Source organism: Natronoarchaeum sp. GCM10025321 (assembly GCF_042663585.1).
Classification (GTDB): Archaea; Halobacteriota; Halobacteria; order Halobacteriales; family Natronoarchaeaceae; genus Natranaeroarchaeum.
Genome location: NZ_JBHTAN010000001.1, coordinates 207883 through 234367 on the forward strand (window position 1 = coordinate 207883; position 26485 = coordinate 234367).

General features: G+C 60.0%; 19 protein-coding genes. 10 read left to right on the forward strand and 9 right to left on the reverse strand.

Annotated elements, in window-relative coordinates:
- The first annotated feature begins 81 nt into the window (after positions 1-81).
- The 7 genes from ACFQL3_RS00995 (at position 82) to ACFQL3_RS01025 (ending at position 10046) form a co-directional block, all read left to right on the forward strand.
- Positions 82-2655 carry a GcvT family protein gene (locus tag ACFQL3_RS00995; RefSeq protein ID WP_377050598.1) on the forward strand — a complete coding sequence of 858 codons (2574 nt, stop codon included), beginning with the start codon at positions 82-84 and terminating at the stop codon, positions 2653-2655.
- Positions 2656-3017: 362 nt separating this feature from the next.
- Positions 3018-3686 (forward strand): helix-turn-helix domain-containing protein, encoded by a 669-nt coding sequence (locus ACFQL3_RS01000; RefSeq protein WP_377050600.1) that lies wholly within the window; start codon positions 3018-3020, stop codon positions 3684-3686.
- Between the two features lie 155 nt (positions 3687-3841).
- The gene (locus tag ACFQL3_RS01005; protein WP_377050602.1) at positions 3842-4981 is read left to right on the forward strand and encodes an aromatic ring-hydroxylating oxygenase subunit alpha; all 1140 of its coding nucleotides are present in this window, start codon (positions 3842-3844) and stop codon (positions 4979-4981) included.
- Between the two features lie 5 nt (positions 4982-4986).
- The gene (locus tag ACFQL3_RS01010) at positions 4987-5358 is read left to right on the forward strand and encodes a hypothetical protein (protein WP_377050604.1); all 372 of its coding nucleotides are present in this window, start codon (positions 4987-4989) and stop codon (positions 5356-5358) included.
- 301 nt (positions 5359-5659) lie between these two features.
- Positions 5660-8212, forward strand: a complete 2553-nt coding sequence (locus ACFQL3_RS01015; protein WP_377050606.1) for a GcvT family protein — start codon at positions 5660-5662, stop codon at positions 8210-8212.
- Positions 8213-8262: 50 nt separating this feature from the next.
- The gene (ilvA, locus tag ACFQL3_RS01020; RefSeq protein WP_377050608.1) at positions 8263-9516 is read left to right on the forward strand and encodes a threonine ammonia-lyase; all 1254 of its coding nucleotides are present in this window, start codon (positions 8263-8265) and stop codon (positions 9514-9516) included.
- Positions 9517-9602: 86 nt separating this feature from the next.
- Entirely contained in the window at positions 9603-10046 is a 444-nt protein-coding gene (locus ACFQL3_RS01025) for a universal stress protein (RefSeq protein ID WP_377050610.1), read from the forward strand.
- Between the two features lie 342 nt (positions 10047-10388).
- Here the strand turns inward: ACFQL3_RS01025 and ACFQL3_RS01030 are convergent, their stop codons facing one another.
- Positions 10389-10808 (reverse strand): hypothetical protein, encoded by a 420-nt coding sequence (locus ACFQL3_RS01030; protein ID WP_377050612.1) that lies wholly within the window; start codon positions 10806-10808, stop codon positions 10389-10391.
- Between the two features lie 526 nt (positions 10809-11334).
- Between ACFQL3_RS01030 and ACFQL3_RS01035 the strand changes: the two genes are divergently transcribed.
- The gene (locus tag ACFQL3_RS01035; RefSeq protein WP_377050614.1) at positions 11335-13086 is read left to right on the forward strand and encodes a BCCT family transporter; all 1752 of its coding nucleotides are present in this window, start codon (positions 11335-11337) and stop codon (positions 13084-13086) included.
- 148 nt (positions 13087-13234) lie between these two features.
- Here the strand turns inward: ACFQL3_RS01035 and ACFQL3_RS01040 are convergent, their stop codons facing one another.
- The 3 genes from ACFQL3_RS01040 to folP all read right to left on the reverse strand — a co-directional run bounded on the left by ACFQL3_RS01040 (position 13235) and on the right by folP (position 16618).
- The gene (locus ACFQL3_RS01040; protein WP_377050616.1) at positions 13235-13456 is read right to left on the reverse strand and encodes a hypothetical protein; all 222 of its coding nucleotides are present in this window, start codon (positions 13454-13456) and stop codon (positions 13235-13237) included.
- A 112-nt stretch (positions 13457-13568) separates the two neighbouring features.
- A complete protein-coding gene (locus ACFQL3_RS01045; RefSeq protein WP_377050618.1) occupies positions 13569-14201 on the reverse strand; it encodes a hypothetical protein in 633 nt (210 codons plus the stop codon).
- A gap of 26 nt (positions 14202-14227) precedes the next feature.
- Positions 14228-16618: a dihydropteroate synthase gene (folP, locus tag ACFQL3_RS01050; RefSeq protein WP_377050620.1), complete on the reverse strand. Its 2391-nt coding sequence runs from the start codon at positions 16616-16618 to the stop codon at positions 14228-14230.
- Positions 16619-16706: 88 nt separating this feature from the next.
- On the opposite strand from folP, the gene ACFQL3_RS01055 reads away from it, so the two are divergent.
- Both ACFQL3_RS01055 and ACFQL3_RS01060 read left to right on the forward strand, forming a co-directional pair.
- Complete coding sequence (locus ACFQL3_RS01055; RefSeq protein WP_377050621.1) at positions 16707-17909, forward strand: alanyl-tRNA editing protein; 1203 nt, start codon at positions 16707-16709, stop codon at positions 17907-17909.
- 150 nt (positions 17910-18059) lie between these two features.
- Positions 18060-19805 carry a formate--tetrahydrofolate ligase gene (locus ACFQL3_RS01060; RefSeq protein WP_377050623.1) on the forward strand — a complete coding sequence of 582 codons (1746 nt, stop codon included), beginning with the start codon at positions 18060-18062 and terminating at the stop codon, positions 19803-19805.
- Positions 19806-19932: 127 nt separating this feature from the next.
- Here ACFQL3_RS01060 and ACFQL3_RS01065 read toward each other — a convergent pair whose 3' ends face one another.
- From ACFQL3_RS01065 to folE, 5 genes are all read right to left on the reverse strand, one after another.
- Positions 19933-20529 (reverse strand): cyclodeaminase/cyclohydrolase family protein, encoded by a 597-nt coding sequence (locus ACFQL3_RS01065; RefSeq protein WP_377050625.1) that lies wholly within the window; start codon positions 20527-20529, stop codon positions 19933-19935.
- 277 nt (positions 20530-20806) lie between these two features.
- The gene (locus tag ACFQL3_RS01070; protein ID WP_377050845.1) at positions 20807-21781 is read right to left on the reverse strand and encodes an electron transfer flavoprotein subunit alpha/FixB family protein; all 975 of its coding nucleotides are present in this window, start codon (positions 21779-21781) and stop codon (positions 20807-20809) included.
- A gap of 2 nt (positions 21782-21783) precedes the next feature.
- Positions 21784-22557, reverse strand: a complete 774-nt coding sequence (locus ACFQL3_RS01075) for an electron transfer flavoprotein subunit beta/FixA family protein (RefSeq protein ID WP_377050627.1) — start codon at positions 22555-22557, stop codon at positions 21784-21786.
- Positions 22558-22591: 34 nt separating this feature from the next.
- Positions 22592-25126, reverse strand: a complete 2535-nt coding sequence (locus ACFQL3_RS01080) for a GcvT family protein (RefSeq protein WP_377050629.1) — start codon at positions 25124-25126, stop codon at positions 22592-22594.
- 633 nt (positions 25127-25759) lie between these two features.
- Positions 25760-26392, reverse strand: coding sequence for a GTP cyclohydrolase I (folE, locus tag ACFQL3_RS01085; protein WP_377050631.1), 633 nt, complete (start codon positions 26390-26392; stop codon positions 25760-25762).
- Positions 26393-26485 lie beyond the last annotated feature (93 nt).

Here is a 26485-nt window from a genome sequence, read left to right on the forward strand (position 1 = left end):
CAGGTTGCTGAAAATCTGGAAACAGCGAGAGGGGTAGCCGATAACTATATTTGCCCGCCACAGTTCTTTTTATTCAGAATTATGAAGACGACAGAGAGCCTGCCGGACCAGGCCGACACCGTCATCGTCGGTGCCGGAATCGTCGGCTGTAATGTCGCGTATCAGTTGACCGAACTCGGGCGCGAGGATGTCGTGGTCGTCGACCAGGGGCCGATGCCGACGACGGGTGGGTCCTCGACACACGCGCCAGGGATTATGTTTCAGACGGCAGAGCCAAAGGTACTCAGCCAGTTCGCGGACTACAGCCGCCGGCTCTACTCCGACCTAGAGGGCGCTGACGGCCACCAGGCCTACAACGAAACCGGCGGCATCGAAGTCGCCCGGAGCGAAGACCGGATGGACTTCCTCCAGCGTCGCGTCGAACACGCCTCGGCCTGGGGTATCGAGGATCCTCAGCTCCTCTCGCCGGAGGAAGTCACAGAGAAGTTGCCCCTCGTCGATGCAGACCAGATTCTCGGCGGGTATTACTCTCCCACGGACGGACAGGTATCCGGCGTCGTCGCCTGTGACGCCCTGGCACGCGAAGCGATGGAGCGTGGCGCAGAGTTCGTGCCACACACGCGTACGGAAGACGTCGAGATGGCCGATGGCGCGGTCCAGTCGGTCGTTACGGAAAACGGAACCATCGAATGCAACGAGGTTGTCGTCGCTACGAACATCTGGGCGCGCCAGCTCGGGGAAAAGCTCGACGTTCACCTCCCAGTAACGCCGGTCGAACACCAGTACACGATGACGGAGTCGCTGGACGAACTGGCCGACAGCGCGGTCGACATTACCGACCACCCGTTGTTCGAGAACTACGAAAACGTCTCCGGCGAGAAGGCAAAACGCCTGCTTGTCGGGCCGGATCGCCCGATTCTCCGGGATCAAGACAACGCGATGTACTACCGGAACCACGGAGACTCCTACGGGATCGGGTCGTACAACCACGAGCCGATCGTCCCGGACCCCAAGGAGCTGGGAACCAATGATCCCGACGGCGAGCAAGGCTCGGTCCACGAGTTCACCGACTACCACATGAACGTCGCAACCCATCCGGACCGGCCAGACAAGGCCCCGCGCCAGGCCAGCGACGAACTCGTTCCGGCGACAGCCGGGAAGGAACTCGAACACAAGTACAACGGGATGTTCGCGGAATCGCCCAACGGCCTTCCAGTGATGGGTCCGGTTCAGGAGTACGACGGCCTCTGGACGGCGGCGGCCATCTGGGTCACCCATGCTGGCGGGGCCGGAAAGGCACTCGCCGAGTGGATGGAGAACGACGTGCCACGGCTGCCCGACGGCCCGATCGACCTCGCACACTGTGACGTCAACCGCTTCGACGAACACGAAGGGAGCTGGGACTTCGCCCGCGATATCGGTGCAGAGGAGTACCGGATCGTCTACAACATCACGCACCCAAAATGGGTCTGGACGGACAAACAGCGTGATATCCGGCGGACGCCGATGTACCATACCCACAAGAAGTACGACGCGGAGTTGTGGGCCGAGGCGGGCTGGGAGGAGCCACACTGGTTCGACTCGAACGCCGACCTGCTGGCCGAGTACGGTAACCAGATCCCCGACCGCGACGGCTGGGAAGCGGAGTACTGGTCGGCGATCGAGGGGGCAGAGGCGCTGAACGTCCGCGAGAACGTCGGGCTCCACGATATGACCTCGTTCAACAAGATGGAGGTCGTCGGGAGCGACGCCGGCGAGTTCGTCCAGTACCTCTGTACAAACGACATGGACCTCGACGTGGGCGACGTCAAGTACACGTTGATGTGTAACGAGGTCGGCGGCGTCCGTGCGGACATCACCGTTACGCGGACCGACGAGGACCGCTATCTCCTACTGACGACCGGACGCGAGGTCGGAAACAACCACGTCGCGTGGGTCCGCGACCAGTCGCCGGATGATATCGTCGTTAACGACGTCACGTCCAGCCTCGCTGCGATGGTCTGTACCGGGCCGAAGGCGCGCGCGGTCCTCTCGAAGATCACCGACGTCGACCTCTCCGATGACGCCTTCCCGTTCTTCACGAGCCAGCAGTTCTTCGTCAAGAACATCCCCGTGACTGCGCTTCGGGTCTCCTACGCCGGCGAACTCGGCTGGGAGTTCTACACGCCGTCGGAGTACGGCGAACGGCTCTGGGAGCACATCATGGAGGCCGGCGAGGAGCATAGGATCCGCCCGTACGGGAACGGAGCGCTCAACGCCCTGCGTATCGAAGTCGGGTTCAGACTGTGGGGGAAAGACCTGCACACCGAGCACAACCCCTACGAGGCCGGCCTCGGTTGGGCAGTCGATCTGGAGACCGACTTCATCGGCAAAGAGGCCGTGGCCGCAGCGGCCGACGGCGACAACATCGACCACAAGGTCGCCTGCCTCACGCTTGACGATGAGGACGCGGTCGTGCTCGACAATCGACCGGTGCTCGACGGCGACGAGACAATCGGCTACCTCCACAGTGCCGAATACGGCTACACTGTCGGTGCCTGTGTCGCCTACACGTATCTGCCGCCGGAGTACACCGAACCGGGCACAAAAGTCGAGATTCTCTACGAGGGCGAGCGATACGACGCGACTGTCCGTGAGGAGCCCCTAGTGTCCTGACGGTCTGGGCGAGTCTATCGCCGGGAAACTCCGGCATTCGTGCCGCGCAGGACGTCACGACTTCTGGCCGATTCAGTACAAGAGAGACCGGCCGACGCTTTCGCATCAGAACACAAGTAGCTCATGTAAAAATTTAGAGCCGTTGAAATACGGTGCCAACTGTCTTAATGATGAGAACAGTACTCTTATCGAGATGAATGGGGAGATCCAAATAGGAGTTGTAGTTGACGGTATACTTTCGGTAGAGGACTTACTGGTTGGCCCATCCTCTCCAGCTAGCACGATCACAGGGAGACGAGTAAAAAAAATAGGACACGGCCGAGTAACGGTTGGTTTGAAACACTGTCTCGGTGAACGCTGACATGAGCCTGATCGCAGTCGTTCACGTCGAACATCACAAACTGGCACTGGCACCCACGATCGAAGCTGTACCAGCAGTCGACATTCGAGTTGTTACGAACTGTATGACCGACCCGGAGACGGAGATGTTCTTCTTTCAGGTCCAGCACGAAAGTGGCGATTTCGACGAGTTCGAAGCGGCTTTAGACCGGGACGAGACGGTTTCGCATCCGCTCGTGGTCTCCGAGTCAGAGACCACCCGAATGTACCGGTTCAAACATCGCTCCGACACAGAACTACTGTCCCCAAAGATTACGGAACTCGGTGGACTGGTTATTGAAGCGACGGCAGCGCAGGCCGGCTGGCGACTTCGCATGCAACTCCCCAATAGAGGGACTATTGAAGAACTCTGGGAGTACTGCTCACAGAACGGGATATCCTTCGAGCTATGCCAGATATCCGACAACGACGCGGACAGCGCGTCCGCCACCAATGTGAGTGAGGAGCAACGGACTGCCCTCATCGAGGCGTACCGGAATGGCTACTTCCAGGAACCACGCAAGACTTCCCAGTCCGACCTCGCCGAGCAATTCGACATCGGTCCGACGGCCATCGGCGGTCGTCTCAGACGCGGCACGCGACAACTCGTCGAAGACATGCTTCTCGATGATGACGCAGACCGACAGGGATAACCATAGTACAGTCAACTATTGTAGAAATACGGCAAATATCTGCCGGGAGTTATTACCATAACACGATATAATTGTACGCGATAAATCACCAGTACTTAAAAACCGAGCCATCTGTGGTCAATCCCCATGTATGTGTTACACATACCCAGTAGTAGATGACGCGATGGAACACAGCTAACGACGACGTCGCAGCAGTAAGTCCAGATATCACCGACGAAACGAACGCGCTTCCAGCAAAGTACTTCACGGATCCAGAAGTCCACGAACTCGAAAAAGAGAAAGTATTCGGCCAGTACTGGGTCTACGGCGGACACGCAAACACGATCACGGAGCAGGGGGAGTATTTCACCCGGACCATCGGCGGAAAGCAGGTGATTATTGTCCGTGATCACGAGGATCAGGTGCGTGCGTTCTTCAACGTCTGTGCTCACCGTGGTTCGAAGATGGTCGAGGAGACTCCCATGACGGACCCCGGAAACATGGGTCGTATCCGCTGTCCGTACCACATGTGGTCGTACGATCTTGACGGTGATCTCCAGAGTACTCCCGAGAGCTTCGAGGAGGCAGGGCTCAACCCGGACCTCGAAGACGACGACGTTTGCAGTCTGGACGCGGGCGAAAACGGCCTCAGTGAGGTTCAGACAGACCGGATCGGTCCGCTCGTTTTCCTCAACTTTGCTGACGATCCGATGCCGCTAGCCGAGCAGGCAGGCTCACTCAAGGACGAACTGGAATCCTTGCCGCTAGGCGAGTACGAGCACGCTGCGCGGTACGTCTCGGAAGTCGACTGTAACTGGAAGACGTTCGCTGGTAACTACTCCGAGTGCGACCACTGTCACGCAAACCACCAGGACTGGATCACCGACATCGAGCTCAACGAGTCCGAACTCGAGGTCAACGACTACCACTGGATTCTACATTACACCCACGACGAGGACGTCGACGACGAACTGCGGATCCATGACGAACACGAGGCCAAGTTCTACTACTTCTGGCCGAACTTCACCGTGAACATGTATGGGACTGCGGACGGGTACGGGACCTACATGATCGACCCGATCGACGAAGGTCGGTTCCAGTTGATCGCCGACTATTACTTCAGTTCCGCGGAGATGACCGACGCCGAGAGAGAGTTCGTCCATACGAGCCGTCAGTTGCAGGAGGAGGACTTCGAACTTGTCGAGCGCCAGTACGAGGGACTCCAATCGGGCGCGCTCGCACAGGCACAACTGGGGCCGAACGAACACACGGTCCACAGACTGCATCTGCTCGCACAGGAAGCCTACGAGGCCTGAGTCTAATGGCACACACGAGTACTCAGGACGCTCTGCCGTTCGTCGCCCGAACGACGGCGACCGACGAAGTGGTCGAGGCACAGACGGCCAACGAGGTCGTCGAGTTCTACCGCCGTCAGCAGGGACTCACGGGAACAGATATCGAGTGGGTCTTTGCAGAACACCCAGCTGTGACACAAGCACCGGCATCAGGCGATATCGAAGCCGTTCTCCGGAGGCTGGACGATCACTTCGAGAACGGTGTCCCAATAGGTATCGTCACCGCCGCGATGGGCAAGCAAGGAAAGACAGTCGAGGAGACGCTGGCTGCTCTCTACGACCTCCGTATGTCTGGCTCGCTCTGGGAACCACAGTCGGACCACCTTCGCCCAGTCTGACGGCGCGCAGTCCGTCGGATATCCTCCAGGTTGATCGCTGTGGGTATCGTCGTCCCTCTTTTTTCGGTCCATCAAATCGAGACAGACTGGGTTTTCACCAGCTCAGTCCGTGAATCAGATATTGTCAGTTGTATACTACGCTGAGGTTTGGCCATATACATGTTTTGTCTGATTCGAACGAGATTGCCCATTGTGGCCGTTAGTGGGTGTTAAATGGGTTCTACCGAGAAAACGCGCCAGTCGGAGACTCACACCACCGGTGTATTTATCACTATGACAGCGGCAGTGAAGAACGAGATATATGAGCACGCATACTCCTCCGTCACAGGCGGACACAGTCATTATTGGTGCCGGTGCCGTCGGCTGTAGTGTCGCCTATCATCTGACGGAACTCGGCGCTGAGGACGTCGTCGTCATCGATCAGGGACCGCTCCCCGTCACTGGTGGCTCGTCCGTCCACGCACCTGGAATCATGTTCCAGACGTCGCCGTCGAAGATCCAGGCGAAGACCGCGCACTACACGAGCCGTATGCTCTCCGACGCCGGCGTCTACGACGAGGTCGGTGGCATCGAGGTCGCACGTAGTGAGGAGCGCATGGACTTCCTTCGTCGCCGCGTCGAGTGGGCAACGTCCTATGGCCTCCCGGAGCCACAACTACTCTCGCCAGAAGAGGTCACCGAGCACATCCCGATGATCGAGGAAGACGAGATCCTCGGCGGCTACTACTCGCCGACCGACGGCCGCGTCGACGGGATCGGGGCGCTACAATGGTATATGGAGCACTCCTCGGCGTCGTTCTACGGCGACACTGAAGTGACCGACCTCGACGTCGAGGGCGGCCAAATCAATCGCGTGGTCACCGACCAGGGCGAGATCGACTGCGAGCGAGCGGTCATCGCAACGAACAACTGGGGCTACCAGACTGGACAGCTCGCCGGCCTCGATCTCCCGATCGCCCCGGTCGAACACCAGTACGTCGTCACCGAACCGATGGAGGAACTCGCTGATGCAGGGACATCTGTGGGCGACAACACGACCGGGCTCGAAGTCCCCGGCGACCGTTCCATCGCGGAGTACATGAGCGAAGGCCCGCACCAGCCCGTCGGCCGCGACCAGGACCATTCGCTGTACTTCCGGACCCATGGCGACGCGCTGGGAATGGGGTCGTACAACCACGAGACCCTTTCTGTCGACCCCGACGCAATGGGGAAGAACTCCGAGGAGAGCCAGGCGTCAGTTCGCGGATTTACCAGAGAACACTGGGAGACACCGACCCACCGCGGTCGGGACAAGTCCGCAAAACAGGCCTTCGACGAACTGCTGCCGGCCACGCAGGACATCGAGTACGAGGCGACGGAGAACGGTATCTTCGTCTTCACGCCGGACGGGATGCCCGCCGTCGGCGAGACGGCACAGGTCGACGGGCTCTGGACTGGCCTCGCCATCTGGTGGACCCACTCTGGCGGCTACGGACGAATCCTCGCCGAGTGGATGGAGAACGGCGTCCCGCGGCTTCCCTCTGGCCCGGTCGATACCGGTGGGATCCACGTCCGACGGTTCGAGCCGCACGCCGGCGAGAAAGATTACTTCGTCGACCGCGGTGCCAAACGCTACGAGCAGGTGTACAGCATCGTCGAACCGCGCTGGCAGCCCGACGACCATCGGAAACTCCGGACGAGCCCGTTCTACCACCAGCAGAAAGAACTCGGCGCGGAGTTCTATCAGAGCGGTGGGTGGGAGACGCCACAGTGGTACGAGTCCAACGAGGATCTCGTCGACCGCTACGCCGATCAGATTCCCGACCAGGACGGCTGGCAGTCGATCAACCGCTCGAAGATCGAAGCGGCGGAACATCTACACACTCGCGAACACGTGTCGATGTTCGACATGACCACGTTCAGTTCGATCATGGTCGAGGGCGAGGGAAGCGAAGCGTTCCTCCAGTCGGTGTGTAGTAACGACATGGAGATCGACATTGGACAGGTCCGTTACTCACTGCTCCTGAACGAGGGCGGTGGCATCCTCGCAGACATCACCGCTGTCCGACTTGACGACGAGGAGTTCATGGTGACGACTGGCGGCGGTAATTCGCCGGGGATCCACGGTGGCTGGCTTGAAGACCACGCGCCTGAGACGGTCTCGGTCCACATCGAGGAGGGTGCGAAGTCGACAATCGGACTCTGGGGCCCCAAGTCTCGACTCTTGCTCCAGCGGTGTACTGACGAGGACGTCACGAGTGACGGCTTCCCCTACTTCCGTGCTAAGCAGATGTACGTCGGCGACGTGCCAGTTATTGCGCTACGCGTTTCCTACGTCGGTGAACTCGGCTGGGAACTCTGGACGCCGACCGAGTACGGCCAGCGTCTCTGGGAGACGCTCGAAGAAGCGGGCGAGGACCTCGACGTGCGGCCCATGGGCGGCGGCGCACTGAGTTCCATGCGACTCGAAAAGGGGTTCCGTCTCTGGGGCAACGACATCGACACGGACTCGAATCCCTTCGAGGCCGGCCTCCCGTTCGCGGTCGACATGGACACCGACTTCATCGGCAAGGAAGCACTCGAAACCGCTCGCGAGGACGGCGTCGACAGCAAGATCACGCCGATCACGCTAGACGACTCGACGGACATCATGCTGGGTGGCCGTCCAGTGCTGAAAGACGGCGACGCGATCGGCTACGTACAGGCCGGTAACTTCGGCCACACGATCGGTGAGTCGATCGCCTACACGTACGTACCGACCGAGTACGCCGAGGCTGGAACGTCTGTACAGGTCCAGTGCGAAGGCGAGACCTATGACGCGACAGTCCGCGACGAACCGCTGTTCGACGCCTCGAGAGAGAAGATACTCCGATAACGACCGCAGATCACACGAAACCGACTCCACATTCAGGGCACGACGAACCTATGACATCAACCGAATCGACGGACCCACCCGTTACGTACGCAGACATCGAACAGGCTCGTGAACGCCTCGACGACGACACGGTCGTCAAGGAGACGCCAGTGGAACAGAGCACCTCGCTCGGCACGTTCGTCGGCGGTGATGTCTACCTGAAAATGGAACATCTGCAGTGGACAGGGTCGTTCAAAACACGGGGTGCGTACAACAAGATCTCACAGGACGTCGCGAACGGCGTCGACAAATTCGTAGCGGCCAGCGCCGGTAACCACGCTCAGGGCGTCGCGCTTGCGGCCACGAAATGTGGGGCCGAGTCGACGATCTTCATGCCGAAGAACGCACCACAGGCCAAGGTCGACGCGACACGAGACTACGGCGCGACGGTCGAACTGGTTGGAAGTGACTTCCAGGAGACGATGTCACACGCACAGGCTACCGTTGAGGAGAGCGACGCCGAATTCGTCCACGCGTACGACGACACAGACATCATTGCCGGGCAAGGAACACTTGGAGCGGAAATGTACCACGACTGTCCCGACGTCGATACGATCGTGGTCCCCATCGGCGGTGGGGGACTGATCAGCGGTATTTCGACCGCGGTCAAACACCTCTCGCCGGAAACTCGCATTATCGGCGTGCAGGCGACCGGTGCCGAGACCGTCCACGAGAGTCTGGACAAGGGGATGCCTGTCGTCCTCGACGATGTAGACACGATCGCCGACGGTATCGCGACCGGCGGCATCTCCCAGATGACGCTCGATATCATCGAGCGCAACGTCGATGAGGTCATGACCGTCTCGGACACGCAGATCGCACAGGCGATCCTCCTGTTGATGGAGCGGGCGAAACAGGTCGTGGAAGGTGCCGGTGCGGCGTCGGTTGCCGCCATCTTGAGCGACGACCTCGACGTGAGCGACGAAACAGTAATGCCGCTGCTTTGCGGTGGCAACCTCGACATGACACAGCTCCGAACAGTCTTGATACACGCGCTGACTGAGCGGCGCCAGCTCATGCGTCTTCGCGTGCGGATCGACGACCAGCCCGGAGTGATGGAAGATATCTCCGGGACGATCGCCGACTACGGAGCGAACATTCACAACGTCCGTCACGAGCGGTCGGTCGACGATCTGGAGGTCGGCGAGGCGTACCTCGTCTTTAACGTCGAGACAAGCGGGAAAGAACACGCGGACAGTATCGTCTCCGGTATTCAGGACACTGGGTACCCGGTCGAAAATATCGCGAAACTCTCGACTCTGTGAGCGGGGTCGGCTTTTGATCTTGCTAACTGATACACTAGGAAAAATTATTTACTTTTAGATTGTGACAGTCTATGTGAACTGGTAGCATGTACGAACACATACTCATCCCATACGACGGCAGTGACGAGGCAAAAAAAGGCGCAAGGCACGGAATCGAACTCGCGAACGAACTCGGTTCGTCAGTCCACGCACTGTACGTGATGGACTTGCCCGGTGCACCACGCGCACTCGCGCTCAGAGATGACGAGGAAGAAATCCGCAGGGAGTACAGAGAGTACGGCGAAGAAGTTACCACAGAGTTGTGTGAGATGGCCGCCGAACACGGTGTCGACTGTCAAACGGCAATCAAGACCGGTTCGGTGAGCGAGAACATCGTCCAATATGCAGAAAGCGAAGGAATGGATGCGATTGTGATGTCGTCTGCCTACCACGGAAAGCTCGGCGCGCTTCTGGGAAGTACGACAGACAAGGTTGTCCGGACCGCGACAGTGCCGGTTATCACCGAACGAATGCAGGTCGACGAGGTCTGAGATCGCCCAGAGTTCCTTCCGAGCGAGAGTACGGGCTGTCACTCTGTGTTAGATCCGGTAGGGAAGGTCGGATAGCGTTGATCAGTCCGATACCACACGCGTTTCCCTGAGATAGAGGACGAGGCTGACACTGAGAAAACAGAACCCGGCAACTTGAATATTCCCAGCGGACATCGCGAGTAGAGCAGCCGCGGCCAACGCTACAGCAACGAGTGCTAACCCTGTCGCCAACGGATTTTCCATACCAGTGCTACTCTGCCGGATAAAATAAATCCTCTCACGCTCGCAGGTCCCCATCGGACATCCAGCGAAGTCTTGATCACGCTACCGTCCCAGATAGCCTCACTCATACGAATGGCGGAACTCCCAGTGATACCGACAGCGATTACAGGTCGCCCACTCGGGGATATCGAACTTCTGAGGGTGTCGTTGACCGTGTTCCATCCGGTCGCCACAGACTGGACAGGTCATGAAGTCGAGTTCGAGATCTGGAAACTCAGTGTATTTGAACTCGGCGACACAGTGGTTGCAGTCGATATCCTCCCGAGGATCTACCTGTTTGATACCATCTCCACATCGCGAGCAGACGAGTGTGGCCGGCGGCCGCTCTGCCCATCCAATTCCGCCATCGACGGTCGTCGTATGTGCCTCCGGGACCGAGAGAGTGAAACTGGGGGCGTCCGGGTTCTTTCGCAGTGGCTCGGCGAGCTTGGCCGCTGCACGCTGCGCCAGACCGAACACAAAGCGTATCTTTTCTATCACTAACTGTTCTAATGACCGGACAAACATAATTCCCAGTCTCAGTCTGGTTCTGTTACTGGCCGCATATGTCCCGATTGCATCCTGAGTGGTCCACGCAGGTGTGTACGTTCATATCCAACTACGGGATGGCAGTTTTGCATGTACAACTATACTGATCAACAGTTGTTCTTGTCGCCCTCGAACGTCTGAATATGCACGGTATCGATCTGCTCACGTCGCTGTCCAACTCTACAAATTGTTGAATCATGCTAACTTTTATTATAATACCGGCATTTGTAGGGTGTGAGGGTATGTGACATTCCCCAAACGACGAATCCGTGAGGGGCTAGAACCAACCGGTGGACCGCTCCAGCCCGCAGCTGGTGGGTCTCCTGGAAAAAAGACCGGTACGGTGAGTCGGCAACCGAGACGGAATACGAGATGGCGTATAGTGCGTGAAACGAAGCGGTAAGACGAATACACGGTTCAACATGAAAACCATGATACCAAATCGAACGGTAGAGCATTGGTGGATCGATAAAAGACAATGACAGATGGTGAAGACAAACCGGTTGGAGAGACTTCTGACGGACTTCAGGTAGAACTCTTCCATCCGGATTCGGAACGAGAACCGGGCGACACAAATATACAGAGATGGGGGTTCGACGTTCATCCAGTCGTCTTCCCCGTTGCGTTGCTGTTGATCGGGGTGTTCATCACTGCGACGCTCGTTCTCGGTGAACAGGCTGCCTCGACCTATTCCAACATCCGTAGCTTCTTCGAGGGGAACTTCGGCTGGTTTTTCCTCCTCGCAGTGAACATCTTCATCGTAACGATCCTCTACTTCGCGCTCGGGAAGTACGGAACCATCCGGATCGGCGGCGTCGAAGCCGAAAAGGAATTCAGCGACTTCTCGTGGATGGCGATGCTGTTCAGCGCCGGAATGGGGATCGGCCTGATGTTCTTCAGCGTTTCCGAGCCGCTGTTCTACTTCCAGAACGTCCCCGGCTTCTTCGGTGCTGAGGGGGGAACTGGCGCAGCCGCCTCGGCGGCCATGGCCCAGACGTTCTTCCACTGGGGTTTCCACCCCTGGGCGATCTACGGTCTGGTTGGCCTGGGGCTGGCGTTCTTCTCGTTCAACCGAGGGCTACCGCTGACGTTCCGCTCGGTATTCTGGCCCCTACTGGGTGACCGGATCTACGGCTGGCCGGGTCACGTTATCGACCTCGTCACCGTGTTCGCGACCCTGTTCGGGCTGGCGACCTCGCTCGGCATCGGCGTCTCACAGGTCAATACTGGCCTCTCCTACGTCGGTGGCGACATGCTCGGACTCGTCAACATTCCGATCGGGACGAACATGCAGGTTCTCCTGATCGCCGGCATTACCGCAATCGCGACCCTGTCGGTCGCGGCCGGCCTCGACGGCGGAGTCAAGCGTCTCAGTACGTTGAACCTCTACCTGATGATGGGACTCCTCGGATTCCTCCTCATCGTCGGCCCGACCGTCTACATCTTTGGGGCATGGGTCGAAGGTCTGGGTGCCTACTTCGGCAGCCTGCTGTCGCTGTCGTTCTTCACAGGAACGATGGGTACAGGCCAGGGAACCGTTTCCGCCTGGACAGTGTTCTACTGGGCCTGGTGGATCTCCTGGTCGCCGTTCGTCGGAATGTTTATTGCACGGATTTCGAAGGGTCGGACGGTTCGAGAGTTCGTTATGGGCGTGCTGTTCCTGCCGGCCCTCTTCTCGACGCTCTGGCTGTCCACCTTCGGTGGGAGTGCGCTGTTCAACTCTCTCGTGGGCAACGGTGCCGCATTAGCGACGTATAACGAAGTCGGACAGACCGTCGCGATGTTCGCCCTGCTGGAACAGTTCCCACTGGGCGCTATTTCCGGCGCGCTCGCGACGCTGCTCGTGATCACGTTCTTCGTCACGTCTTCCGACTCGGGGTCGCTGGTCATCGATCATCTGACTTCGGGCGGCAAGCACGACGTTCCCAGAGCCCAGCGGATCTTCTGGGCCGTCACTGAAGGCGCCGTGGCCGCGCTCCTGCTGTACGGTGGTGGACTCGGTGCGCTACAGACCGCTGCAATCGCGACTGGCTTCCCGTTCGCGCTGATCCTACTCCTGATGTGCTTCACCGTCTACATGGGACTCGATAACGAGTACGAGATACTGGAGTCCGAGCAGTTCGCTGACCGCATCCAGGACATGACTGCCGAAGGCGATATCGATGTCGTCACGAGCGGTGACGAGGTTGTCACTGATATTCGAGGTGATCCGGAGGGAACAGACGACTGACAACGTTTCGTCACGGGCTTGCCGCAACCTTCTTGTCGCTACAGTAGCTCACACCGCTTTTTTACCGTAGATAGGGACTACCAGTCGCCGACATCCTCCCGAACGCTCGGCTATGAGAGGAGGTCATGAACAGGTACAGTCAACAGTTCTAGTAATACTTCCAATCGTCATCGTCGGACCCGTGCTGGACCTCGTCGTCGGTTTCCTCTTGATCGTCGGGCCAGGTAATCCCGTCGCCACGGAGGCTCTTGTATACGAAGGCTCCGAGGGCGACGAGCATGAGCAGTAGGATCACCGTACCGGCAGTGACGACGAACTGGCTGGCCGTCTCGAACAACCCCGAGTCGAATGCCTGGATGATCAGTGTCACACACAGTATTGTATGCCAATGCGTATCAGTGTTACTTCGATCGGACTGCTGACTGGCTCTTCGCGAGATCCCGCTGCGGTAGCGGCTGCGTCTCAGGTAGCGGCCAGGCGTATCAGCTCCGGTCGAGTTTCACGGTGTCGTCGTGAAGCCACAGCCTCGCGGGACCACCGATCCCAACTGCACCGACGCTGAACCAGACGGCTACACCGACAACGGCCGGCAGCAAGAACCAGACGAATGCGCCGGCAGTCCCGAGGCCGATCAACCCGAGCCACGGATCGCGCGGTCCAAAAAGCTCCGACAGCCAGCAGCCAACAATTACGAAGCCGAACCCACTCAGGGTGAGCAGGAGAGAGATCAAGATAATGCCAGCAACAATCAATACCGCTGTCGATGTGACCTCGATCCGGAGTAACTGGCTGTAGGCGTACCCGACGAGAAAGAAGGCACCGCCGTACGTCATTATCCCATAGAGTGTTGAACTCAGCGGGCTCCCCATCGAGGCGTCGACGGCACCATCTAGACGCCCGCCATACAGGTAGATTACAGCCCCGCCAAACAGGATCGTCGCAAACAACGCAGCCACGGCCCGGACCGAGCTTGGGGCGTTGAGCAATGTATTCGGGTCGAATATCTGTGTCGTCAGCGGCCAGAAACCGAGAACGAGCGACGTAGCAGCAGTCGCCGTGACTTCAATTACCATGGCTTCTATTTTCGACACACAAGGTGAAAAGCTACCGGTCATAGTGCCGACGAGGCGTCCGGCGCTTGTCACCAGTCGTTCGTCGCGGCCACCGTGCGAACTGTAGCGACGTTCTCGGCAACATCGTGGACGCGGACGATATCCGCGCCCCGCTCGGACGCCATCGCCGTCACAGCTAGCGTCGGGTGGAGCCGCTCGCCGTCGGAACTGACGGACTCGAACATCGATTTCCGCGAGTGACCGAGCATGATCGGACACTCCAGCGCACGCAATTCTCCGAGACGGTCGACGAGTTCGAACGACTCCTCGGCGTTCTTTCCGAACCCACACCCAGGATCGACGATAATCTGTTCGCGATCGATGCCAGCCTGTTCGGCGAGCAGTATCTGCTCTATGAGCACCCGCATAACGTCGCTACCCACGTCGTCGTAGATCACGGATCGCTCGGGATCGACCGGTGCGGAGAGGCTATGCATGAGCACGACTGAAGCGTCGTGGTCGGCAACGACGAACCGCATCTCCGGGTCTGAGAGACCGGACACGTCGTTGACGATGTCGGCCCCTGCGTCCAGTGCGGCGTCGGCAACGGCTGCCTTTCGCGTGTCGACCGAGATCGTCACGTCGAGCGACGAGATCGATTCGACGACGGGAACGACACGCTCGATCTCCGTTTCGATCGATACCGGCTCTGCGCCGGGACGCGTACTCTCGCCGCCCACGTCGACAACGTCTGCCCCCGCTGCGACCATCTGTTTGGCGTGGTCGACCGCCGCCTCGAGCCGATCGTACTTACCGCCGTCGTGGAAACTGTCCGGGGTCACGTTCAGAATTCCCATCACGGCCGTCTCCTCGGTGTCAAAGGGTGCGGACAGTGCCCGCCCATCGACGACTGCTTCGAGTTGCTGTGCAACCCGCGAGAGACCCAGCCCGTCAGCTGCAAGTCGATCGACGAGTTGCCGTAGCTGACCGTCTGTCCCGGATATCGTAGTAGACACGAGTTTCTCCGGCATTCCCTTGCTTGTACTGGCGAACTCGCCGCCGATTGTCTCGAATCGTCGTTGGACGGTCTCGGCCTGGTCGCTACGGAGCGTGAGCGAGAAGGTCCGCTGTCGCACACGTTCCTCGGCGACCCGTGTACTCTCCTCGCTGGCACCCGTCGAACCGACGGGTGCCCTGGGATGGCGGTCTTTAGGAACGACTAGCCGAATCCAGCGGTCTCGTGCCTCGGCGACGGCGTACAGCGATCCGGTGACGAGCACGAAATCGTCATCAGAAGCCTCCTCGATGGCCTGCTCTGTCGCTTCGGGAACGGATTCGACCTGGTGGACCTCTTCAGCCCCATCGTCGAGGGCCTCGGCGAGCGTCGCAGTGTCGGCGGCCCGATCAACGTCGGGGCGAGTGGCGAACGCAGTGCCAATCTCTGGCAACGTCTGTACCATCTGCTCGTAGGACTTGTCCTGCATCGCCGCGAAGACGACGTGTAGATCGTCGTACTCGTACCGTTCCAGGAGGTCTTCGAGCGTTGCCATCGCACCCGGGTTGTGTGACCCGTCGAGAACCGTCATCGGATCGGTCGACCGAATCTCGAACCGTCCCGGCAACGTCGCGTCACGGAGTCCGTCGGCTATCTCTCCAGTCGTGGCATCCGCAACCATTCTGGCCAACGTCGCTGCAACCCCCGCGTTCGTGGCTTGATGTTGGCCGAGCAGTTTGAGATTCGTCTCCAGTGACCACTCCGGAGCAGTGATCGAGATACTGTTCTCGATCTGCGAGCGCATGCCGTCCTCGATGGCCGTCACGTCGGCGTTGCTTCCACCGACGGTGATCACGTCGGTCTCCATCCGGATCGCGTCGAGGGCCGCCCCTGATGTCCCGGTCACGAGTGGCGCGTCGGCAGGCGCGACCTGTGCCTTGTCACGGGCGATCTCTTCGATCGTCTCCCCGAGCAGATCCGTGTGTTCCAGGCTGATGCTCGTGACCGCGCTTGCGACCGGATCGACCGCACTCGTTGCGTCGTAACGACCGCCGATACCGACCTCAAGCACGGCGATATCGACGTCTTCGGCAGCGAAATGATAGAGAGCGAGCGCAGTGAGCACCTCGAAATGTGTCGGCATGTCGTCGTCCGCCCGGAGTCGCCCGATGCACGGTTCGATCTGCTCAACGAACTCGGTGACGCGTGCCTTCGGGATCTGTCCACCGTTGACCTGTACCTGTTCTCGAAAGTCGTTCAGTCCGGGGGAGGTGAACGACCCCACGTCGGCACCGGTCGTTCGAAGAATACTCTCGACCATGCGGGTCGTACTTCCCTTGCCATTCGACCCGGCGATCTGAATGCAGTCCATCTCCGCCTGTGGATCGCCCAGATGTGAGAGCATCCTCGCTGTTGTCTCGGTGCCTAATTTGGGCCGCCGCCGCTGTAATGACTGCAGGTACTCAGCAGACTCGTGATATTCCATAACACATATCCCCGGTGCGGAGTTGATTAAATTGTCGCTGACGGATCAAAACACGTGATTTATTGGCACATCTTTCCACCCTGATTATATGATCGACAATGCTCCGGTAAACCGATCGTCGCAGGAACCGTACGTTACGTCGTTCGAATCGCAGGTCCGGTCGATCGACGGCCGAGCCCTGACCCTCGAAGAAACATACTTTTACGCCGAGGGTGGGGGTCAGCCCGCCGACAGAGGAACAGTGGCCGGTATCGACGTGGTCGATGTCCAGAAACGCGACGGCGTGACTGTCCATACGCTCGCCGAGGAGCCGGATATCGGCGCCGGTGATACTGTGGAAGGGTCCGTCGACGAGTCGTTCCGCACGTACAGCATGCGCGCACACACCGCGAGCCACGTCATCTACGGGGCAGGCCGGAAACTGCTCGATAGCCACGGCTACGGCGGCTTCGACATCGGCGAGGACAGCATTCGGATGGACTTCGCGACCAGTGCGTCGGATGACGACCTGAACCCACTTACCTTCCAGCGGATGGCGAACGAAGTCGTCTGGGACGGTCTCTCGGTGGACTGGTACGGGATGGGAATCGAGAGAGCACGGGACGACGACCGCATCGTTTTCAACCTTGGTGACGACGTCGACACGACCGATACCGTCCGTATCGTCGAGGTCGGCGACTGGGACATCTCCGCCTGTGGCGGCACGCACGTCCGGAACACGGCCGAGATTGGACCAATAAAAGTCCTCGGCGTCTCGAATCCAGGTGCAGATCTGGTACGGGTCGAATACGCAGTCGGCCCGGCGGCGATCAATCGACAGATCGACGAGACCAGAAACGCGACCCGCGCGGCCAAAACGCTCGATACGAGCGTCGACGACCTTGCCCGGCGGGCCGAGCAACTCCTCGAGGAGAAGCAATCGTTGCAGGCGGAGCTGGACGAACTCGGCGAGGAACTGCTCGATGCCCGTCTGGCAGCGCTCGCTGAAGACACACAGACAAGAGACGGCGACGAGTGGCTCGTTGGGACCGTCAATGCCGTCGGCCCGAACACTGTCGCGGACCGCATCGGCGAACTCGGTGATGATACCGCTGACGTCGTCGTCCTCGTCGGCACCGACGGATCGACCTTCATCGTTGTCGGAACAGGCGGTGAAACGGACGCAAACGCCGTTATCGACGACGTAACCGGCGAGTTCGGTGGTGGCGGTGGTGGACGCCCCACACTCGCACAGGGCGGCGGTCTCGATGCAAATCCGGATTCGGTCGTCGAGTATCTTCGGCGAGACTGACCGGCGCGCCACTGTGTCCAAACTCTTCTTATCACTCAAATAAACAAATATGTCGGCGCTACCCACGATTGAGTGGGACGAACACATCCTATTCCGATTTTGTCAGCTATACTAACATTATTACGATGGTGCAGGGAATATCCTATCGAGATGACTTCACAGAACAACAGTAGCTCATCTGAGGAGAAACCGGAGCCAATCCCGACTGACTACGACATTGCCCAATCGACGGATATGGAGCCAATTTGGGAACTGGTCGAACCGTGGGGACTCGGCCTCGAGGATCTCCAGTACTTCGGAGAGTACACTGCGAAGGTCAAACAACCCGCGATCGAGCGACTTCGCGACGAGGCAGGCGACAGGGAGGAGAACCTGGTGTTGGTAACTGGGATGACGCCGACACCAAAGGGCGAGGGCAAAACCGTAACGACGGTCGGCCTGGGGCAGACGCTCAATCATATCGGTGAGGAAGCGATGATCGCCATTCGCGAACCGTCGCTTGGCCCAGTGTTCGGTGTCAAGGGCGGTGCGGCCGGTGGGGGCCGCTCGCAGGTGCTTCCGATGGAGGACATCAACCTCCACTTCACGGGCGACCTGCACGCACTCACCTCCGCACACAACCTCATTGCCGCGATGCTCGATGCGAAGATCTCTCAGGGTGACGAACTCGATATCGACATCAACAACGTCGCCTGGCCGCGAGCGATCGACATGAACGATCGGGCCCTGCGAGAAACCGTCGTTGGACTCGGCGGCAAGACGGGCGGGACGCCGCGAGAGGACAGCTTCCTGCTCACGGCCGCCTCAGAACTGATGGCCGTGATCTGTCTGGCGCGGGACCTCGGTGACCTCAAAGAGCGCATTAGCCAGATCATCGTCGCTTACGATGAGGACGGCGAGCCGGTCACGGTCGACGACATCGAGGCGACAGGGCCGGCCACGATGTTGCTCCGCGACGCGATCAAGCCGAACGTCGTCCAGACGATCGAGGGCACGCCCGCGTTCGTCCACGGCGGTCCGTTCGCGAACATCGCCCACGGGACGAACTCACTGGTCGCCGACAAGACGGCCTTCGGGATGGGTGACTACCTCGTTACCGAGGCTGGGTTCGGCTCCGACCTCGGTGCGGAGAAGTTCATGAACGTTGTCTGCCGAATGGGCGACATGACGCCGAACGCGGTCGTGCTGGTCGCCTCCGTCCGCGCGCTGAAGTATCACGGACTGGACCAGTGGCCGGTCGACTACGACGAGATCGGTGAGGCCGGTGTCGATGCGGTCGAGGCCGGCTTCGAGAACCTGGACAGACACGCACAGAACCTCCAGAAGTTCGGCGTCCCTGTCGTCGTCTCGATCAATCGTTTCCCGGACGACACCGATGAGGAGATCCAGGCAGTGCTCGACCACTGCCGAGACGACCTCGGCGTCCGCGTAGCCGAGTCGAACGTCTTCGCCGAGGGCAGCGAAGGCGGCGTCGACCTGGGAGAGAACGTCGTCGAGGCAGTCGAGGAGAGCGACGAGGAGGATTTCGAGATGCTGTACGCCGACGAAGACAGTATCAAGGACAAGATCCACACGATCGCAACGGAGATCTACGGTGCGGACGACGTGAAGTACACGGGTAGCGCGCTCGACGACATCGAGCAGATGAACGACCTGGATTTCGACGACTACCCGATCGTCATGTCCAAGACGTTCCACTCGCTGAGCGACGACGCGAGCCGCAAAGGTGCACCGGAAGACTGGGAACTGGAGATCAGCGAGGTCTACCCCTCCGCTGGTGCCGGCTTCCTCGTTGCACTCACCGCCGACGCTCTGACGATGCCTGGCCTGCCCGCCCGCCCGGCAGCAGCCGACATGGACATCGACGAAGACGGAAACATCTCGGGACTGTTCTGAGAGGACCGAGTGTCTACCTGCGGCGGATTTCGCCACTTCGAGATGGCGAAATCCAGACAACGTGACAGCCTGTAGTGCGAGAACGCCATTCCGATCGACGATTGCTTTTTTGTGGCGATTCGGCCAACTAGTGTCGGTCTGCGGTAGTAGCCCGGATCTCCGTCAGCGCCACTTCGGCGTCCGCCTCGATCTCGGCGGCCTGCTGTTCGGTCTCCGAAACGAACTCGTCGTCATCGATCGCCGCGAGGTTCGCATGCACAGTGGACATACAGCCATCGAGTGCAGCGTGTGCGAGTAGTGCGCCGACAGCAGCGTCCGGAACAGCGACTGAACGCCCCTCTCTGGTAACTGTGACTGCGGCTTCGACGATATCAAGACACGCAGTGGCAGTCTCCAGTGGGACTTCGGTCGCCCGTTTCGAGGTCCGCTGAATCCGATCGTCGTCGCCCGATGCGAACGCCGCCTGTACGTCGTCGACGATAGCGGCATCCTCGTCAGCGAGATCGAGCAACCGGCTCCGGCGGTCGACGAGCGTGTCGCGAACACCGGCCAGGTCCGCCCGAGGATCGGCTTCGCCCGCCTCGATCGTATGGATACACACCATCTCACAGAGTGCTGCCCCCATCGCTCCGCCGACGCCGGCAACTGCGCCGCCACTGGGGGTGACCTGTTCGGAGGCGATTGCTTCGAGAAATTCGCCGATCGTCTGGTCGGCAAACGTCACAGTCGCCCCCCTTTCGTTCGTCCTGAACGACTCTCGTCACCACGCACCGTCGACGTTCCCGGAATCTCTCCCCCACAATCGAGCCGTAATCGTTCGCTGTGTTGCACAGGCGGATGTCCGTGTCGACCGACCTAACGCTTTTGCCGAACTGTCAGAGAACAGTAAGGTAGGACGGGTTCCAACATTTCGAGCGGTCACGTCCGCCCCTGCTACTGAAGCGTATACAGTGTATGTAGGTATTCAACGGCCTCTTTTCGAAAGAAATATTCGGGAGCGATCAGCCTGTCTCGTCCAGCATCTTGTTCAGTTCGGGAACGATCTCGTGGAGGTCGCCGACGACGGCGTAGTCCGCTTTCTGCATGATGGCTGCTTCGGGATCCGTGTTGATCGCGAGGGTGGTATCCGCACCCTTGCAGCCGACCATATGCTGGACCGCGCCGCTGATGCCACAGGCGATGTACAGGTCCGGACTGATTTTGGTCCCGGTCTGGCCGATCTGGTCGTCGTGTGGTCGCCACCCCTCATTGACCGCCGCGCGGGACGCACCAACCGTTCCGTCGAGATGGTCGGCCAGCCTCTCCAGTTTGTCGTACCCGTCTGCACCGTCGACGCCACGGCCTCCACCAACAACAGCACGGGCTTCGGCGAGCGACACGCCGCCCGTGTCGGACGATTCGATCCGGTCGACGACGACACGGAACGCCTCTTCGTCAAGTGTCGGCTCGAACGACTCCACTGCCGGATCAGTCGCGTCGTCGACGGTCCTCGGCGAAAACTCGTGTGCCGCGGCGGTCAGCAGTTTCGTCTCGCCGTCGAGGTGTGCGTGTTCGACGAGACTCCCACCCCAGCGCTGGCGAGCGAGTTCGTACTGCTGGTCGCCGTCCACATCGACTTCGATGCAGTTCGCCACCATCGGCAGATCCAGTCTGGCGCCGACGTGGGCCAGCAGTTCCTGACCGCGGTCGGTCCCTGGTCCGACAACGGCCGCCGGATCAGTGGTTTCGATGAGTTGGCAGATGCTTTCCGCCCAGGCTTCAGGTGCGTACGTATCCAGGCGCTCGTCGTCGACGTGGTGGACCGTCCCCACGCCGTGATCGCCGAGATGGTCCGTGGTCGCCGCTCCCTCGGCGCCTATGACGACGGCTTCGAGCGAAGAGTCCGTCTCAGTCGCGACCTCTCGGGCCAGGGTGAGCATCTCCTGGGACGACTCCGTTGGTGCGCCGCTCTCGTGTTCGACGACGGCGAGAATCACCATCAGATCACCTCCAGGCCGTCGGTAAGGAGTTCGGCAACGGCCGGAGCCGCGTCTGAACCCTCTCCGAGGATTTCTGCGTCACCACCCTGGCTCTCCGATGCCTCCAGTCGGATCTTTTCGAGGCCGCCGTCGAAATCGGCTCTAATCGGCTCTCGGCGTTCGATCGACTGCTTACGCGCCTGCATCTTTGCACGCATCGAGGCGTACCGCGGTTTGTTGACGCCCTCTTTCACGCCGAGAGCCGCCGGGAGGTCGAGTTCGTACACCTCTGCCCCACCAGTAACGTCGCGTCTGGCGACGACAGTATTCCCGTCGATACGGACATCGGTTACGCCTCCGACGAACGGGATATCGAGCGCCTTGGCGACGCGAACGCCGACCTGGTGGTTCGCAGCATCTGCCGATTCATTGCCAAAGAACATGAGGTCGAACGAGAGGTCGTCGCCACCATCAGTACGTATTGCGTCGGCGATGGCGGCTGCCGTCTCGCGGGGCCGCCACTGATCGTCGTCGGTCTCGAGCAGGGTCGCTTCGTCTGCCGTCATTGCCAGTGCGGTCCGGAGTTGCTCGCCAGCGCCGTCCGGGCCCACTGACAGTACGGTCGCGCTACCGTTGTGGTTCTCGGCCTGCTGGATCGCTTCCTCGATGGCACACTCCTCGTGTGGAGCGATGGTGAATCCGAGGTTGCTGGTGTCTATCTGCTGTTCGTCGTCGGTCAGTATGATTTTCGCACCGGTGTTCGGCACGCGCTTGATACAGGCTAGCGTGTTCATGTGGTTCGGGTTTAGTGTCTGTTTGTTGCTTGTCTTAGCTTCTGATACGTTCGTTATCGGGATCGAACAGCGGACGGCTCCCGACGACTTCGACCGTCACCGGGTACTGTTGACCCATGTACTCGACCTGGAGGCTTCGCCCTTCTTCGGCGACGGACTGTGGGAGGTACGCCAGCAGAAGGTGTTTGCCGACGCTTGGCCCGGTACCGGCACTCGTCACATAGGATCGACGACCCTCGTCGTCGACGAGGACGTTCCCCGCCTGATCCAGGACCGGTTCGTTGCCGAGCATGAAGCGACGCTCGCCCCCGTCGGGCGCGTGATCATCGACGGACAGCGTACACAGCGTTGCCGCGTTCTCCTGTTCGATTGCCTCGGCATAGGCTTCCTTTCCGACGAAATCGGCGTCCTTGACCCCGTGAAAAGCAAGTCCTGCTTCCGCAGGATCGTACTCCAGTTCCAGCTCGTGCCCGAACAGCCGGTACCCCTTTTCGAGACGGCCGGTTGTCCCGTAAACGCCCATTCCGGCCGGACGAACGTCGTGGTCCTGACCGGCCTCCCAGAGCACATCCCAGAGCCGACGCCCCTGTCCCATCGGAGCGTAGATCTCCCAGCCTCGCTCGCCGATGTAGGAGAGTCGCATCGCCCAGGCGTCGACCTCGCCGATCGTGACTTTCTGTGCGGTGTACGGTTCGAACGCCTCGTGAGACATGTCCTCCTCGGCGACGCTGTCGACGAGGTCCCGGGCGTTCGGTCCCCAGACGCCGACCGTACACAGCGACTCGGACCGATCGATCAGCGTAACATCTGCCTCGTCCGAGATGTGGTCGCTGAACCACGCACGGTCTGAGCCGCCGGCAGCACCGCCGGTAATGACCCGGTACCGCTCCGGACCGAGTCTGGCGATCGTCAGGTCGGAGACGAACCCGCCGTTCTCGGCGAGTATCGGCGTATAGACTGTCTTTCCCACGTCGACATCGATACGACCGACGGCCATCCGTTCCAGATAGTCGACGACATCCGATCCCCGGAAGTCGAAGATGCTGAATCCCATATCGCCGATCATCGACACGTGTTCGCGGGTGTGGAGGTGCTCGGCGAGGATGATCGGTGACCACCAGCGAGCGTCCCACTCGTTCGGTCGGCGGAAGTCGGCTAGTTCGTCTTCGTACCGATCCAGCAGGTCGCTGTTGGACTCGTACCACTGGGGACGCTCCCAGCCGGCAGTCTCGAAGAACCGCGCCCTGAGATCCTGCTGCCGATCGTAGAAGGGACTGGTCCGGAGTTCGCGTGCGGACTGATACTGCTCGGCCGGATGGACGATATCGTAGATCTTCTGGAACCCCTCGCTGGCCCGCTCCTCGACGAAGGATCGAGAGTTCCCATACCCGTAGAAGCGGTTGACATCTGCGCCGTGAAGATCGATATCCGACCAGCCGCGGGTCATCCACTGGGCGACCGCCTCACCGATCGCCGGAGCCTCCTTGATCCAGACCGCGGCACACGACCAGAGTCCCTCGACGTCCTGGAGCGGGCCCAGTAGCGGTCCGCCGTCGGGCGTCTGTGATAGTAGCCCGTCGATCTCGTGGCGGATACCGGCCAGCGGATCATCGAGGAGGTCGGGGACCATCTCCAGCGCGTCGGCCATCGACTGTTCGAACGCGTCTTCGGTTAGGGGCGGTTGTGTCGGGGAGAGTGGTGCCTCGTCGATCGACGGAACGTCCTCGATATCCCAGAGGATCGGGCGGTGCTGGTAAGAGCCAACCTCCAGGTCGTTGCCGTGCTGGCGTTCGTACATCTGGGTGTCCATGTCTCGGACGACTGGGAACGAGATCTCGCCCTCGTAGTCCTCGAAGAACGAAATGGGGCCGACGCTGACCATCTGGTGGACTGCCGGCGTCAGCGGGATGTCGACGCCGGCCATCTCGGCGATCTTCGGACTCCAGAGCCCAGCCGCGATGACAACCTCGTCGGCAGCGACGGTGCCCCGATCGGTCTCGACTGCCGCTATTGTCCCGTCCTCAACGTGGAGGTCGAGTACTTCGGTGTTTGGCGAGACGTGGAGACCACCGTCGGTGTACTCCTCGGCCCGCGCTCGCATCACCTCGCCGGCGCGGAGGGGGTCGCAGGTGCCCGCGCCGGGACTGTGGAACCCCGCCTCGACGAGATCAGTATTCACGTATGGGACCAACTCCTCAACCGCCTCCGTCGTCAGCAGTTCCGCAGGTTCTCCCCACGCTTTCGCCGACTGGACCCGTCGCTTGAGTTCCTCGACACGCTCTTCGGTGCGTGCGACCTCGATGCCGCCGCTTTCGGTGAACGTGTCCATATCTCTGTACTGCTCGATACTCCGCTGAGTAAGGTGGGTCATCTCCTTCGAGTGCTCCACCGGCATCAGGAAGTTCGAGGCGTGGCCGGTCGACCCACCGGGGTCAGGAAGCGGCCCCTTGTCGATGACGACAATGTCTTCGCGTCCCTCCTGAGCCAGATGGTAGGCGAGACTGTTCCCGACGATGCCGCCGCCGATGATCACCGTCTTCGCCTGTGAGGGCAGCGAGTTCGAGCTCATTGATGTCCCACCATCGTTTGATATCTCTGTACGCTGCACTCCCGGTTCCCGACTACGGCTTGCGGACTGGTAGCTTTCGACATCGTAGTTCCGTCTCGGAATAGGGTGGTTCGCCGGATAAATCAGCCACCACTGTACTGAGGGTCTTTAAATTACGGTCCGGTATTATACAATCTCAGCGGCTCTTCTTGCCGATCATGACAAAGACAGACCAATCACCTGAATCCGGTTCGGACGGTATCGAAACTCGTCATAATCTTTTTCTGATAGAAAGGGGGGACTGTGCTGGGGCTGTCAATCCGATTCGCCGTCCTCGATGACGGTGTACGAACCGAAATCCTCGACAGAACCGACCAACGGTGCACCGAACGCAAACCAGACGTGCGTTTTGTCCGTCGTCCGATTGAGTAGATTTCACACTGTGTCGGGATTGACACGAACGATGCCCGATCGGGGGATATCGTGGACCTCCCCGTCGATAAGGAACTGTCCGCTGTCAGCGCGACGAACACCTCCTCTTGGCCGTCATGAGCGTGACCGTCGTCTCGCAACTGGTGAACTGGTCGTCTGGTACCGACGCCGGTCGAACAATAGCGTAGCTGTCGCTCAGAGACATTCCGTCAATTACGGCGGTCAGTGGCCGCTCGTGTCGCTACGCCGGACCGACTCCCGGAACTGTTCGCGGTCCTCGTCACCGAAAGTCCCCACCTGCTCTCTCGTCGTCGTTTCGGTCGCTGTCTCGACGCCACGCATCACTTCACACATGTGGGTCGCGGTGATCTCGACGGCGACGCCGTGGGCGTCCAGTTCGTCGGCCAGTCCAGTTGCAATATCCCTGGTCAGTGTCTCCTGGGTTGTCAGTTGACGCGCCGTCCACCGCACGTAGCGGATCAGCTTCGACAGACCAACCATCTCCTCTCCTGGCCGGTAGGCGACGTGTGCGACGCCCTGGAACGGGAGCATATGGTGCTCGCACATGCTATTGAGCGGGATACCAGTCTTGACGACGAGACCGTCACTCTCGCTCTCGAACGTTCGCATCTCCGGCTTTGCCTCGGAACGTGCTCCCTCGGTCAGCGTCTCGAACATTTCGGGCACGCGCCGACTCCACGTGTCGGAGATCCCGCTTTCGTCGGGGTCGCGTCCGATGGCCTCGAGAAGGAGTCTTGCCCCTTCTCGTGCCTTCTGTTCGTCGAACTCCCTGTCGGCGATCGTTTCGCTGCCGGTTTCGTATCCGTGATCGGGGTGTCGCTCCCGTGAATCCATTATAGATACCAAGTGGCAAACGAGATATAAATCCTCTGACGACCGTGGAAAGTGCCACCCTGTGAGGCCTCGGCTAACAGTATTAACAGTGTG